16 protein-coding genes and 3 pseudogenes are annotated in these 14,000 nt (G+C 40.4%); 9 read left to right on the top strand and 10 right to left on the bottom strand.

Going from position 1 to position 14,000, the window contains the following annotated elements:
• Positions 1-258: 258 nt before the first annotated feature.
• Together ACQKCG_RS13320 and ACQKCG_RS13315 are read right to left on the bottom strand one after the other, a co-directional pair.
• Positions 259-930 carry a transposase gene (locus ACQKCG_RS13320; protein ID WP_227514164.1) on the bottom strand — a complete coding sequence of 224 codons (672 nt, stop codon included), beginning with the start codon at positions 928-930 and terminating at the stop codon, positions 259-261.
• 320 nt (positions 931-1,250) lie between these two features.
• Positions 1,251-1,346, bottom strand: coding sequence for a DUF4113 domain-containing protein (locus ACQKCG_RS13315; protein ID WP_145990099.1), 96 nt, complete (start codon positions 1,344-1,346; stop codon positions 1,251-1,253).
• A 28-nt stretch (positions 1,347-1,374) separates the two neighbouring features.
• On the opposite strand from ACQKCG_RS13315, the pseudogene ACQKCG_RS13310 reads away from it, so the two are divergent.
• Positions 1,375-1,539: pseudogene (locus ACQKCG_RS13310) on the top strand (glyoxalase III HchA); the annotation flags it as partial.
• A gap of 124 nt (positions 1,540-1,663) precedes the next feature.
• Here the strand turns inward: ACQKCG_RS13310 and ACQKCG_RS13305 are convergent.
• The 4 genes and pseudogenes from ACQKCG_RS13305 to ACQKCG_RS13290 all read right to left on the bottom strand — a co-directional run bounded on the left by ACQKCG_RS13305 (position 1,664) and on the right by ACQKCG_RS13290 (position 4,173).
• Positions 1,664-2,425 (bottom strand): substrate-binding domain-containing protein, encoded by a 762-nt coding sequence (locus ACQKCG_RS13305; protein ID WP_058368377.1) that lies wholly within the window; start codon positions 2,423-2,425, stop codon positions 1,664-1,666.
• Positions 2,426-2,782: 357 nt separating this feature from the next.
• Positions 2,783-2,901 (bottom strand): annotated as a pseudogene (locus tag ACQKCG_RS13300) (acyl-CoA dehydrogenase C-terminal domain-containing protein); the annotation flags it as partial.
• Positions 2,902-3,000: 99 nt separating this feature from the next.
• A complete protein-coding gene (locus tag ACQKCG_RS13295) occupies positions 3,001-3,591 on the bottom strand; it encodes a recombinase family protein (protein WP_058368781.1) in 591 nt (196 codons plus the stop codon).
• A gap of 306 nt (positions 3,592-3,897) precedes the next feature.
• Complete coding sequence (locus tag ACQKCG_RS13290; protein WP_101204373.1) at positions 3,898-4,173, bottom strand: metal/formaldehyde-sensitive transcriptional repressor; 276 nt, start codon at positions 4,171-4,173, stop codon at positions 3,898-3,900.
• A 102-nt stretch (positions 4,174-4,275) separates the two neighbouring features.
• On the opposite strand from ACQKCG_RS13290, the gene dmeF reads away from it, so the two are divergent.
• Entirely contained in the window at positions 4,276-5,169 is an 894-nt protein-coding gene (dmeF, locus tag ACQKCG_RS13285) for a CDF family Co(II)/Ni(II) efflux transporter DmeF (RefSeq protein WP_102078176.1), read from the top strand.
• Positions 5,170-5,337: 168 nt separating this feature from the next.
• Here dmeF and ACQKCG_RS13280 read toward each other — a convergent pair whose 3' ends face one another.
• Positions 5,338-6,660, bottom strand: a complete 1,323-nt coding sequence (locus ACQKCG_RS13280) for an MFS transporter (protein ID WP_101204371.1) — start codon at positions 6,658-6,660, stop codon at positions 5,338-5,340.
• 29 nt (positions 6,661-6,689) lie between these two features.
• Positions 6,690-6,968: a metal-sensing transcriptional repressor gene (locus ACQKCG_RS13275; RefSeq protein ID WP_101204370.1), complete on the bottom strand. Its 279-nt coding sequence runs from the start codon at positions 6,966-6,968 to the stop codon at positions 6,690-6,692.
• A gap of 261 nt (positions 6,969-7,229) precedes the next feature.
• Here ACQKCG_RS13275 and ACQKCG_RS13270 point away from each other — a divergent pair, with 261 nt between their 5' ends.
• Complete coding sequence (locus ACQKCG_RS13270; protein WP_101204369.1) at positions 7,230-7,970, top strand: HupE/UreJ family protein; 741 nt, start codon at positions 7,230-7,232, stop codon at positions 7,968-7,970.
• Between the two features lie 16 nt (positions 7,971-7,986).
• The gene (locus ACQKCG_RS13265; protein ID WP_101204368.1) at positions 7,987-8,610 is read left to right on the top strand and encodes a transmembrane anchor protein; all 624 of its coding nucleotides are present in this window, start codon (positions 7,987-7,989) and stop codon (positions 8,608-8,610) included.
• A gap of 118 nt (positions 8,611-8,728) precedes the next feature.
• Here the strand turns inward: ACQKCG_RS13265 and ACQKCG_RS13260 are convergent, their stop codons facing one another.
• Together ACQKCG_RS13260 and ACQKCG_RS13255 are read right to left on the bottom strand one after the other, a co-directional pair.
• Complete coding sequence (locus ACQKCG_RS13260; protein WP_036592946.1) at positions 8,729-9,118, bottom strand: DUF6122 family protein; 390 nt, start codon at positions 9,116-9,118, stop codon at positions 8,729-8,731.
• 237 nt (positions 9,119-9,355) lie between these two features.
• Positions 9,356-9,988, bottom strand: a complete 633-nt coding sequence (locus tag ACQKCG_RS13255) for a recombinase family protein (protein WP_101204367.1) — start codon at positions 9,986-9,988, stop codon at positions 9,356-9,358.
• Between the two features lie 349 nt (positions 9,989-10,337).
• On the opposite strand from ACQKCG_RS13255, the gene merR reads away from it, so the two are divergent.
• The 5 genes and pseudogenes from merR to merA all read left to right on the top strand — a co-directional run.
• Entirely contained in the window at positions 10,338-10,709 is a 372-nt protein-coding gene (merR, locus tag ACQKCG_RS13250; RefSeq protein WP_166739257.1) for an Hg(II)-responsive transcriptional regulator, read from the top strand.
• Between the two features lie 187 nt (positions 10,710-10,896).
• Positions 10,897-11,244, top strand: a complete 348-nt coding sequence (locus ACQKCG_RS13245; RefSeq protein WP_016899520.1) for a mercuric transporter MerT family protein — start codon at positions 10,897-10,899, stop codon at positions 11,242-11,244.
• Positions 11,245-11,290: 46 nt separating this feature from the next.
• Positions 11,291-11,575, top strand: coding sequence for a mercury resistance system periplasmic binding protein MerP (gene merP, locus ACQKCG_RS13240; RefSeq protein ID WP_008110847.1), 285 nt, complete (start codon positions 11,291-11,293; stop codon positions 11,573-11,575).
• Positions 11,575-11,994, top strand: coding sequence for an organomercurial transporter MerC (gene merC / locus ACQKCG_RS13235; protein ID WP_008467331.1), 420 nt, complete (start codon positions 11,575-11,577; stop codon positions 11,992-11,994). The genes merP and merC overlap by 1 nt, the downstream gene beginning before the upstream one ends.
• A gap of 68 nt (positions 11,995-12,062) precedes the next feature.
• Positions 12,063-13,454 (top strand): annotated as a pseudogene (gene merA / locus ACQKCG_RS13230) (mercury(II) reductase); the annotation flags it as partial.
• Positions 13,455-14,000 lie beyond the last annotated feature (546 nt).

Genomic DNA, 14,000 nt, shown 5'->3' with positions numbered 1-14,000 from the left:
TTCATGCTGCTGGCCATTTGCTCAGCCAGTTTCTTGATGTCAGATTGGTTAGTCATTGCTTATTCTCCTGTTAGTGGATTATAAGCAGTTACACAAAGTTTGGGAAACTCCCCAACTTGCGCTTTAACGGCTTATCTTTGTCTTTATAAATACCGACATGATAAGCCCAACAAAATGCTAAGGCGTTCACTGCGACTAATTTACTGACCCGATCAAGATGGGTTAAGTGGGTATCTTCAAGATTAAAGCCACGGCCCTTTAGACAAGCAAATAAAGTCTCAATCTCCCAACGCTTAGCTTAGCATAGCTTGTCATCGCATCCACTGTTTCTAGTTGATTGGTGGCCACAATCACTAAACCGTAGTCTTTATCACGCTTGGCAAATACTCGAACCAAACAACCATCGACAGTCAGTATTCGCCCATGTCGATATGTTTCTTGATGGCTAACATGGCGTAATAACTCTTTAATCTGTACCAACTTGCCATGATGATTCTTAACTTTACTGTTCTTCTTAATCCGTATGGCAAAGGGTATGTGATTATTGGTGAGCCAGTTAAACCATTTTTCGCCAACAAACTCTCTGTCTGCTACTATCATCTCAAGGTTATCTTTGCCAAATTGTTTGATAAACCGCTCAATAAGTTCACAGCGTTCAAGATGGTTTGTATTACCTCGCTTATCTAGCATTTGCCAGTATAAGGGGATGGCTATCCCTTTATATACCACCCCTAGCATAAAGATGTTGAGGTTACTTTTACCCCATTTCCAGTTGGTGCGGTCAATGGTTAAGGTGACTTTGCCTAGCCCAAATAGTCGATATATCATTAAAGCCAGTTGATCGTAGTCTATCCTCGCTTCGGCAAAAAATCGCTGTAGTCTGCGATAGTGACTGTCGGTCTTGCCACCCTTAGGGAGGTGTCTTGCTATTTTTTTTAAGATTACTGCTTTGAGCAGTAATCAGGGCTATTATCATTAGGCTCAAACATGTGATTCTTGCCTTGTTCATACTCAGGTTTTGAGTTAAAGTTTCACTAAGTCTGTTAAAGTTTGGCATGGTCTGATTCGTCTTAAAAATTACTATTATGCCTTTGCTTTAACAGACTTTTTTGTTTTTTTGTCGTGTGCAGAGATAAATTTCTTATTTCTTGGATTGTGTTGCTAACTTTATGAATTTACTGATGTTGAACTGGGCGGTGCTACACCCGAAGTAACCCATCCCAACTAAAATAATTCTGCGTCAAACGATCTCAGCTCATACTCCAAGCACGATTTGGCAAATAACAACCACTCAATGCAATTTTAGATTTGCCGTATTTGGCTTGGATCGCTTCAAAGGCTTGCATGAGATTTTCGTTTTTTTCATGTTGACTATGGTTGCTGGCAGATCGCTTAGAAAAGTTGGGTGTGGAAGTGGTTAATAAAGAGATGTCGAGACAGTGTATTCAAGACCGTAAGTTAATTACAGGAGATAGTCCTTTGGCATCGAATACCTTGGGTAAAATGGCAGCACAAACGCTTTTGGCCGAGGTTCAGTAGTTATATTTTCTTCAATCAAGAGCGCCGTGGCGCTCTTTTTTATGTCCAATTTGCTTGTTAAAAGTTCGATTTTTTAAGCTTGGAAACTGATCTTGAATGTGGATCAAAGATTAAAATTAAGCACTCATTTGTTCCAACCAAACTGTTTAAAAATCGCATGGCCTTGTGCAGAGCTTAAAAACGTAATAAAACTTTTTGCTTCAGGATTTTTTAGACTGTGTTGAGTTAGTGCAACACCTGCATCACGGTAAATCACCAGTTCAGGTTCGATCGGGATAATTTGCCCAATGTCTGGATTACTGACTCCCCAAATATTAAACACCAACCATGCATCATAGCTGCTGTCAGTTTCCCATGCTTTTTTCGCTGTGCCTGTATTGGGTGCATACATGGCGATATTTTTACGGAAGGATTTTGTGAGCTGAATGTTGCCCGTTCTACCTGCAATATCTTCCCACATGCCGACTTGGCCTGCGCCATGGGTGACCAAAACTTTAGTGTTTGGCCTGCTTAGATCTTTAAATCCTTGAATATGTTTGGGATTGCCTTTTCTGACTAAAATGGCAGCAGGGCGTAGGTAAATAGGCTCAATCGAGTCCTTTACGATTTTGTCGGCAAATAAGCTTTCGAAATCAGACATCATGGCTTCCGAACCACTATAGATGACGTCGGCATCAAGCTTGGCTTTGTCGCTCCATTGTGAAGTAGGGCCCGCGGTTACATGGACATCAATCCCTGTTTTATTTTTAAATTGTTTCGCTGCTTCGTGCATCGCTGGTGCTGGTCCACCTGGACCATAGACATTAATTGCCGCTATAGCATTCATTGATAAAAAGCCCAGCATGAGCGGAAAGATATAGTGGCTGAGCTTATAATTTTTTGACATTTTTATTCCCTTTATTGATATGTGAATGTTGATAATATTTGTTTTGCTGATGTATTTAAATATTTATATTGTTTTTTTTGTTAAAGAGTTTTTTAAATATTAGCGCGATTTTCTTACTTAAATTTAAGTTGTAGAAAGACAGAGACATGACGGAATTTTTAATGCACTTACTCTAAAGAAACTATCAGTGAGCGTAGTGAACTCTTTTTAACTGTAGGGGACGCTTTTGCCAAAGTCTAAGGATGAGGCCAGAAAATTGGAGCGACAGCTAAGTTGCTGGGGGAAGTTGAATTGTAAGGTCGGACTAGGAATAAAAAGAGTGCATCGGCGCTCTTTTTATCGTTTTGACACTATTAATTAGTAGTCAAAGCTAAAGTGTTCAGCGGCCAATGACGTCATGGTTTTTGAAGGATTGACCATTCTTCAGCATGACCTTGAGTGCGCGGTAACATGCGTTCAAAGTAGAAGTCAGCCAGAAAATACCATTACGCACAAAGTTTAGTTAAGGCCAAAAAATAACGAATGTTTGCTAGGTGAACCGTACCGGGTTTGGAGACCCTCCGACATAGTGTCGTCTAGCCCTGCTTTAACACCCGATAAACCGTAGCTACCCCAACACCAACCGCCTTAGCGATCTCCTCTTTTGTCATATTGCCTTGACTGTCTAATTCTCTAATACGATTGTGTTTCGTTGTATTAGGCTTCTTACCGGAGGGCTTATAGCCACTGTTAGCCAATCCCTGCTTGATACGCTCTCTACGCTTGTCGTTATCAAGCTTTGCCATCGTTGCTAATAAGTCGATCAGCATATGGTTAATCACTGTTAGGATCTCACCTGTCATGCCTTTACTTACCGTATGCGTAGTTGGTAGATCAGCCACCACCAATCGCAAGCCCTTGTCTTTGATGCGCTGCTTTAGAATTGCAAAATCATCTTGAGATAGCCTGCTTAATCTGTCCACGCTTTCAACCAGCAGAATATCGCCTTGATCAGCGTCTTTTAATAGCTTAGCTAATACTGGCCTATCGAGCTTTGTACCACTGAAATGCTCAACGTACTCAACATGTTTAACGTTATAGCTTTGGCTAAAGGTAATCAAGTCAGACAAGGCTCTCTTAGCGTCTTGATCCTTAGTGCTGGCTCTCACATAAATACGAACGGTCATAACGCGACCTCTATTACTTAGACTTAATAATTAATGTTCATTGATAATAGCAAGATATTACTATCATTTAATTTTAGAAACAAGTCTAATGATAGCTAAGTTATCGTTTAGAAGTTTTATGTTTTAGGTATAGTCTAATGGTAGATTGTCAGGCGCTTTCACTGGTTCGGTACCCTAGTGAGGACTTAAACCTTCAGCTGTAGGCTAATGATAACAATAGCCTACATTATTTACAGCAGCTCATTGTACATAGCAGTGTACCTTTCAACATGAAAAAATCATTCTTTTTGAAAGACTTTTATCTTTTTACTTTAGGTAAGTTTTTAGGATAGATAACACATCTTCTATCTCTTGTTGTCGTTGTTGTTGGGTAATGTCTTCTGCCCCTAAATGTTCTCTTATATGCTCTTCCAAGACTTCTTTCATAAGGCCATTCACCGCGCCCTTTAATGCCGCTATTTGCTGCAAAAGAGCCATGCATTCAGGATTACCTTCTAATGACGCTTCTATTGCTACTGACTGACCTTTGATACGTCTGATACGTCCTAGTAGCTTGCTCTTACTGTTTTGAGTGTGTGACATTATTTTATTGCCTTACATTATACTGGGGGGTAGTATATTTATTAATGATGTTTATAATACATAAGATTGCCATCTTTTTATATACAGCTAAGGATTTAAAACGTGAAAGAATCAAGTATTCAGTGGGAACACTCTCATAATTTCGGTGTCGATAGTGCCCAAAACAAATCTAAAGTAAAGATTGTATTTTGGTTGACGACGATAATCATGGTTTTAGAGATCGCTGCTGGTACATGGTCTGGCTCTATGGCATTACTTGCTGATGGGTGGCACATGGGCACACATTCAGCCGCATTTCTTATCGCTATCTTTGCTTATTCGTATGCTAAAAAGAACGCTAATAATAAATTATTTAGTTTTGGTACGGGCAAGGTAAATTATCTCGGTGGTTTTGCGAGTGCCATTGCATTAGCCATTGTCGCATTATTAATGATTTTAGAATCAGTCCAACGAATAATAGAGCCAAATAATATATATTTTAACGAAGCCATTATCGTTGCTGTTATTGGTCTAATCGTAAACATAGTATCGGCATTTATACTTAAAGATGACCATCACCATGACCATGACCATGACCATGACCACAATATGAAAGCGGCTTATTTACACGTTTTAGCGGATGCCCTAACTTCTGTGCTTGCTATCGTGGCGTTATTAACCGGTAAATATATGGGCATCATCTGGATTGATCCTGTCATGGGCATTGTCGGTGCAATAGTGATTCTTCACTGGTCTTATGGATTGATCAAAGAATCGAGTACCGTGCTTTTAGATAAATCTGTTGATGTTTCAACTTTTGAGAAGATATCGCAGACTCTCGATAAGAAAAATACGATTATTAACGATATTCATGTCTGGAAAATTGCGTCAACCCACCAAGCTGCCATCCTTTCAGTGTCCTCACCATCCCCTTTAAGTACGGAAGAATACAAAAAAATATTATTAGAATCCTTACCTCAACTGTCTCATATGTCTGTTGAAGTTAATAAAACCTGAATAGGGTTATTTGAATCTAGGAAAGTGCCTTGATAAATCAGTAGCATAGTAAGCTTCAGAATATCAGCGCCGTATATCATTTTTTTTGAGAAAAAGTCCTTGGTAGTGCCCTTTTCAAACACTAATGCTTCCGCAATGGCAACCCCCTTCTTGTATACAGATTCAAAATCAATGACCTGAGCTCGGCCAACGCGGATGATAGTCATCGACTACGAAAGGATGGGTATGTCGTATCCCGTTGGGTGTAGGAGATCCAGTAGCATGGATATGACCCTCTGGTAGATTGAAATGCTCATGTTCAATCTCTGTTAAATCAATAGACGGCCAGACTCTAAAAGCCGCCCATACCGCTAGTGCAGCAGCACCGCCTAATACTGCAAAAGCAACAGTCATACTGTAATGAGCACCTAACCAACCTGCCAAGGGGTAAAATACCAACCAACTGACATGAGATAAAGCAAACTGAGCGGCAAACAGTGCTGGGCGATCTTCTTGATGTGAGGATCGCCATAGCAAGCGGCCAGAGGGAGTTTGAGCAGCAGAATAACCCAAACCTAACACGAACCATAAGGCCATAAGTGAGTTTTGTCCCATCATCAATGTACCAGCGAACATACCCACCACTAACAGCCCTACACCGCTTAACATGACCCTACGGTCTGTCAGCTTACTTAGTAGGCTTGGCAAAGCCAATGCAGCAATCATAGAACCAGCGCCAAAGCTCGCTAAGGCTAATGCCACTGCACTCTGAGTGAGTCCCATGCCACCCTGAATGATTACAACCGTATTTACAAAAACCATAGACGCTGCGGCAGAAACGGCAACATTGACTGCAAGCAATCCGCGCAATCGAGGTGTGGCTAAATAGATCCGAATACCGCGCGTAGTTCTATCATAGATGCTACGACGCTCTGGTATAGCATGTGAGGGTAGTACCACCGATACGACCAATATGGCAGAGACTAAAAATCCCAACACTGTTCCCGTAAACAGATTATGAAAGCTCATTACTGTCAGCAATGCTGCTGCTAACATGGGACTTATCAGACTTTCCATATCGTACGCAAGGCGTGAAAGTGATAAGGCTTTAGTGTAATCCTGCTCGTCAGGCAGAACATCAGGAATAGTGGCTTGAAAAGTCGGCGTGAAGGCCGCTGAGGCAGCTTGCAATACAAAGATCAGCACGTAAACTTCCCAAATCTGCGAAACAAACGGCAAAAGCAGGGCGACACCTGCTCGTATCACATCTAGCGTTACCAACATCGTACGTTTGGGCAGTCGTTCGGCAAAGGCTGCTGCAATTGGGGCGATACCAACATAAGCAATCATCTTGATGGCCAATGCGGTTCCCATAACGACACCAGCATTACTACCTGCCAGATCAAAAGCTAATAACCCTAGCGCCACAGTAGCGAGGCCAGTTCCAATTAAAGCAATGACTTGGGCAGCAAACAAGTGACGATAAGTTCGATTCACAAAAACACTTAGCATCCGAGCCTCTTTATTTCAGCCGATGGACCTTATAGATAACGGGTTATTTCCTTAAACTCATCTAGAGAGTCTTTCTGTTCTTTGTCGACAGATCCTAGTAAATCTTCAAGGCAATGATCCAAGTGGTCCTGAATTAGAACTTTCTTAGCTTGATGAATGGCATTTTCTACAGCTTGCAGCTGCTGCGCTACATCAAGACAAGTTCGTCCATCTACTAACATCTCTATCGTACTATTCAGATGACCATTTGCTTTTTTAAGGCGTGTGATAACAGCTGGATGAGACTCGTGTATGTGCGGTTTTTTCATAATGGCAGTGTCCTTCCTCTAGAGAGCGCAATTATACCCGATAAAAACTTAATTTTTTATTGACCTAATCCCCCCCTAGGGGATATCATCTTACTCCTTAATTGCTCGGCTTGCATTTAAAAAATTCGTATTTTATGTGCCCTATCTGTAAGAAAGTGCTTTGAGGTGCCAGTCATAATTACTTTCTATTGAATGAGTTCAAAATTTTTTATTGTATTACATTAGGCCGCGTATCCATTATTTCACACCATAGGATTCTCAATGCACAGCTATGCTCATAATAGGTCAACAAGCTCGTCATGGGCGACTTGGCAGACCCGTCTGCTGTTACTTTCGGTACTGCTTTCCTGTGTCATTTTTGGCAGTAACGAAGCTTTTGCTCACGCTGTAACCGCAGGTGATAAAGGTTATATTCAGGAAATTTCAGGAGTCAATATTTTACCCTTTATGTACTTGGGTGCTAAGCACATGATAACGGGATATGACCATATACTGTTCCTCTTCGGGGTCATCTTCTTTCTTTACCGTATGAAACATATTGGTGTCTATGTGAGCCTATTTGCATTGGGTCATTCCACCACGATGATTTTAGGTGTGTATTTCAACATTGGTATAAATAGTTATCTGATTGATGCAATTATTGGCCTCTCTGTTGTTTATAAAGCTTTAGACAACATTGGTGCTTTCCAGCGATGGTTCGGATATCAACCAAATACAAAAATAGCGGTACTTATATTTGGTCTTTTCCATGGCTTTGGGTTGTCAACTAAGATTCTAGAATACGATATGTCTCCTGACGGCCTGCTACCTAACTTACTCGCATTTAACGTGGGTGTGGAGATTGGGCAGCTATTAGCTCTAGCAATCATATTGATTGGCATGAGCTACTGGCGACGCACGTCAAGTTTCATCCGTAACGCTTATACCGCCAACGTTGCCATGATGAGCGCAGGATTTATTTTAGTGGGCATGCAGCTTACTGGCTATTTAATGTCTCAATAACCCAAGGATTTCTAATATGTATAACAGTGACACCCCTTCACAAGCTGAGCTGCCCTCTTCAAAGCAACTCATAAAATCTACTATTCTGGCTGCAATTGCAGCAATAGTCATTTTATTTACAGTGGTTCTACCGGCAGAATATGGTATTGATCCAACTGGGGTTGGTAAACTGCTTCGATTAACAGAGATGGGACAGATTAAGCAGCAATTGGCAGAAGAAGCTGCCGCAGATGCGGCTGGTTTAGTAGCAACCGGAACCTCAGACATTGACAATATGACAGAACAAACAATAAATACCACGCCTACTGATACTACCGTTGCTGATGGACAGTGGCGTGATGAGATTCCCTTCACCCTGACTCCAGGTGAAGGAATAGAAATTAAAATGAAAATGTCTGAAGGTGATAAAGCAAATTACTCTTGGGCAGTCACTGGCGGTGAGGTTAATTTTGATACTCACGGTGATGCCTTGGGTAAAGCCATTAGCTATGAGAAAGGTCGCGGGGTTGCTTCTGATGAAGGCGTTTTAGAGGCCGCATTTACAGGTAATCACGGTTGGTTCTGGCGAAATCGTGGCGATTCAGATGTTCAAGTTGTTTTACGTACCCGTGGCGATTACAGCACTATTAAAACGATGTAAAAACGTGCACTAATAATCTAAATAAATCCTAGCAGCAAAACACATTAGGTTAGCCGCTGAAAATGCATTAAAAAAATGCTTGTTAGGAAAAATACTAAACGATGTGCTCACAGCTACATCAAGCGTTCGTGGCTGTGACCAACCATTTCACCAACTCACGGGCAGAAGCCTTATTCAAGCACTGCGGACAATTCAGATAGGTCATCACGCAGTCATTCAAATCAGTTAGCATATGTAACAATAACCCCAAACCAATTATTTTATAGGTCTTAGGTAGAAATAGCATAGCCGCATATGCTGCCATTGCATAATAAGTATGCAGCGGATGAAAGTTAATACTACAGCGATTGGGCGAAAAAATAGGCGTGGCTAGCAAATGATCTAAGTCTACTAGCATAGTGGCTAAAAGAATCAAATATACTCGTTTATAGTCGTCACGAAAAAATATATAGGCAACCATCAACGGCATGCCAAAGTGTAGAAAATAATGGATAACGGTTTGAATCATCGTTTTTTCCGATTCAAGATAGTTTGTAGTGGCACAACAGTCTCAGATAAAACATAAGATATTTTTGTCTTTCGACTGCATGTGAAATATATGCATCATACATACACTCACTCTCTTATTATTGTACCTGTCCAAAAAAACACTAGCTAATATAGGACATATCCCAGCGGAACCAACTAAAAAGGCTTATTAATCAATTAACAGACTACTTATAGTAGACTGCCGTAGTGGAACCACTTAATGAGTACTGAGCATCTTCGGTCTTTCCTTGGCCACATCAGCGATCAGATGCCGTGAGCACTTGGTCATTTTTTGAATATCAGAATAGCTATGACCTGATTTGAGCAGACTAGCGATGATCTTGCGCTTTTCCGTATCTTTCCTACGTCCTGAATACTTACCTTCTGCCTTAGCACGAGCAATACCTTGCATCTGACGGTTACGGCGATCCTCATAGTCTTTTCGAGCAATGGCTGCGAGCATATCCAGCATCATCGAGTTAATGGCCTGCAATACACTGCTCATAAATTCTGTACTGCTTTCAGATTGAAGCGCCATATATGAGGTCGGCAGCTCTTTTGATACGATAGAGAGCTTTTTCTCTGATAGCATTCTTTTTAGCGTATCCCAATCAGCTTGGTTCAAACGCGCCAAGCGATCAATCTGCTCAACTAAGATCACATCGCCCTTATGAGCGTCTTCAATCAGCTGCATCAGCTTTGGTCGCGCCAAGATAGCGCCTGATTCGTTTTCGACATAGAAGGCAGCAATTTTGTGGCCATGATCGTTGGCAAATGCTATGAGCTCGCTTTTGGCACGCTTAGCATCTTGTTCTTTGGTAGACGCTCGTAGATACGCTCTAATAAACATAAACACCTAAAATAGTCTGTTATAAGTGGTTCCATTATACCAGTCTGTTTTAAGTGGTCTGTTAATAGGTTTGAAGGGTGAAATAGGTGGTTCCCTTAGGGTATACTCATGTAGAACTGCATGTAATAACACTAATTTGGACTTTGATAATGAAAAAGGATAAACCATACATTGTTGTGGTTTAATATTGTTGTAACAACGGTAACTTTACTTATTTAATAGAAGAAAAAACAAAATCAATTAGCGATGTTTAAACTGGTATTCATTGATGGTCACTTTAATTAGATATAAAGTAAGTAAACAAAAAGTCAGTAAGGTAATTGATAACGTGTCTAAACGAACCATAAGTATGTTGGCTAAAGAACTGAGTGTAAATGTCGAAACAATTCGCTTTTATGAACGCAAAGGCTTAATTAAACAACCACCAAAGCCTATGCAGGGCTATAGACATTACCCGAAAGAAACGGTAAATAGAATGCATTTTATCAAGCGTTCTCAAGAATTAGGTTTTACGCTAAATGAGATTGAAGGGTTACTTGCGTTAAACGATAGTCCATGTAGTAAAGTACAAGAATTAGCTAATAAAAAACTGATCGCAGTACAAAAAAAGATGGCTGACTTGTTGTTGTTAGAACACGCTTTGGAAGAACATTTAGGACAATGCCAAAATAATGATGACGATAGCCACTGCCCAATAATTGATTCGTTGCAACCGAAGTAAATGATTCACTTAACTACCATTTCCCACTAAAACAGCATATCCAATTTTACTTCTGCGCCTTAATTCAAGTTAGCTTATTCCCCGTATCTGTCGTAGCAGATTATCAAAGATAAATTTTTTATAAATCACCCTTGACTCCGTACTTAGGTACATGCAATACACTTGCATTATCTAATGAGGTATCTATATGAATCAAAAAGAATCAAACCTTCCAATGATAGGAGGCATCATAGCAGCATTAGGCGCAGGCGTATGCTGTGTAGGTCCTTTGCTCCTGTTATTACTTGGGGTAAGTGGCTCATGGATTGGTAATTTAACTGCATTTGAACCCTATAGGCCATTATTTATCGCATTTGTAGTGTTGTTGTTTGGTTACTCAGGTTGGAAAATTTACCGTCCTGTAGAAGAGTGTGAGCCGGGAACGGCCTGTGCAATTCCTAAGAAACAGCAACAACGAAAAGTCATTTTCTGGCTGAGCGCTATAGTTGCGACAATTTTAGTGACCAGTAATTATTGGATACTTTTGTTTGCTTAATATACAGATCAAGAAATTTATAACATTTTAAAATTTGGAGCTAATTATGAAAAAATTATTATTAACCGCACTGCTTTCACTTTCTAGTTTTGGTGCTTTTGCTGAAGTAAAAACAGTTACACTGGAAGTGCCAACGATGAACTGTGCGACATGTCCAATCACAGTTAAAAAGTCATTAGAAAATGTTGATGGCGTTGAAAATGCGAAAGTTACCTACAAGCCTAAGCTAGCTGTTGTTTCTTTTGATGACACTAAAACCAACATCAATGCATTAATTGCAGCGACTACCAACGCTGGCTACCCTTCAAATTTAAAAAGTGAAAATAAGTAATATTTAGCCCCTTAGAACTAGTTACGCGTATCGGAGATAAAGCAGGCTCTATAGGTGCACTTGTTTCGGCAATGGGATGCGCCATGTGTTTTCCCGCGATAGCTAGTCTTGGTGCGGCAATTGGGATGGGATTTCTTAGTCAGTGGGAAGGGGTATTTATCAATACGTTGTTACCACTGTTTGCAGTATTAGCGCTGGCAATGAATATCTTAGGCTGGTTTAGCCATCGTCAATGGCACCGTAGTTTTATCGGTTCAATTGGCCCCATTTTGGTTTTACTCTCTTTATACCCTTGGTTCCAGTACGGGTGGAGTTCATACGTTACTTATACGGGGCTAGGACTAATGGTTGCTGTATCAATTTGGGACATGGTTTCTCCTGCGAATAAACGCTGTGATGATGAAACTTGTACCGCTTAACTTTTTAAGAGGAATAAAATATGTCAACGAATAGTTGTTGCTCGTCAAATGACATCCAGCCAGAACAATTACATGTAGCCATTATTGGTAGTGGTTCAGGGGCCTTTGCCAGTGCGATTAAAGCAGCAGAAGGCGGAGCAAGAGTTACTATCATTGAAGGAGCCGATGTAATCGGAGGTTGCTGTGTAAATGTCGGCTGTGTTCCTTCAAAAATATTGATCCGTGCTGCGCAATTAGCGCATCAGCAACGTACTAACCCGTTTGATGGTTTAGAAAATATTCAGCCACAACTTAGCCGCTCCTTATTAGCACATCAGCAAAACGCTCGCGTCGAAGAACTACGCGATGCTAAATATCAACGTATTTTAGAGAGTAATCCCGCGCTATCTTTACTTAAAGGTTATGCACGTTTTAAAAATCAAAATACCTTGCTAGTTCACAAGTCTGATGGTAGTGAAGAAGAGCTGGTTGCAGATCGCATTTTAATTGCAACAGGCTCTACACCAAGCATTCCGCCAATTAAGGGTTTAGTTGATACACCTTATTGGACATCAACAGAAGCCTTATTTGCAGAAGAGTTACCGAGTAGTCTAGTTGTCATCGGCTCCTCCGTTGTTGCTCTGGAAATTGCGCAAGCTTATGCCCGTTTAGGTAGCCGTGTGACAATTCTAGCCAGACATACCCTTTTATATGCTGAAGATCCGTTATTAGGTGAAAAACTGGCAGAGTGCTTTGAAAAAGAAGGTATTAGGGTACTTAATAATACGCAAGCAAGTCATGTTTCTTATGATAGCAATGGTTTTTCATTGGAAACTAACGAAGGAACATTAATCGCTGAAAAATTGCTTATCTCTACGGGTCGCCATGCAAATACTGGAAAGCTTGGTTTAGAAAATGTTGGTGTTGAAACAGATAAAAGTGGTGCCATTGTTGTTAATAGTATGATGGAAACATCAACAGCTAACATTTATGCCGCTGGAGATTGCTCCAATATGCCACAATTTGTTTATGTTGCTGCTGCTGCCGGAAGTAGGGCTGGAATTAATATGACAGGTGGAAATGCGCAACTCGACTTATCTACCATGCCTGCTGTTATATTCACCGACCCACAAGTTGCTACGGTAGGTCTAACCGAAGTACAAGCTTCAGCGGTAGGAATAAATACGATAAGTCGTGTACTTGATATGGAAAACGTACCAAGAGCTTTAGCAAATTTTGAAACGGATGGTTTTATCAAGTTGGTAGCTGAAGAATCCACGGGAAAACTGATAGGCGCACAAATTTTAGCCCATGAAGGCGGAGAACTGATTCAAAGTGCGGCTCTTGCTATTCATAATAAAATGACAGTCGAAGAATTGGCAGGTCAACTATTTCCGTATTTGACGATGGTTGAAGGATTGAAGTTATGCGCTCAAACCTTTAGCAAAGACGTTAAAGAGCTATCTTGCTGCGCAGGGTAATCATTTAACGGTAATGTACTTACAGAAATGTTAATGGAGTGCCATTAATAGCTGTTATTTCAAATAATTTTCTAGCGGTTTTTTCTCAAAATCTTCAGGATACATAGTAATAAAATTCTTCATTTCATTTCTGAATGTGTCTGTATCCCGCTTACCCTCGCCTGACAAACGATGGTAATTATTATAGTCCGCTTCAAATTTCTTTGAGCGCACGATAGGAGGCTGCGCAAAATTCATCCCAGTAGTGCTATGACATTTTTAGAGTGTATCGACTATATAAGGGTAAGACTTTTTAACGCTGTCTCTTGTTTTTTTTCTAAGGCTGTGAATTTTTTCAATAGTTGGCTGAGTCTGTGACACTGTATTTTCCTTTTGTTATTATCAATAAAGAATTTATGGATTATTCAATTTCTCTATAATAATGGCTCTACGCAGAGCTTTTAAGTATTGAGTTTTAAGACCTAAAATGAGTGAGTACCTATACCAGTCATACATTACCTTCCAGTTCACATTTTATAAACATACTCAAGTATAAAAAGTATTTTT

Source organism: Psychrobacter sp. NPDC078929 (assembly GCF_050267985.1).
GTDB lineage: Bacteria > Pseudomonadota > Gammaproteobacteria > Pseudomonadales > Moraxellaceae > Psychrobacter.
The sequence above is the reverse complement of the archived record's forward strand: the minus strand, read 5'-3'. Positions and strand labels throughout refer to the sequence as shown.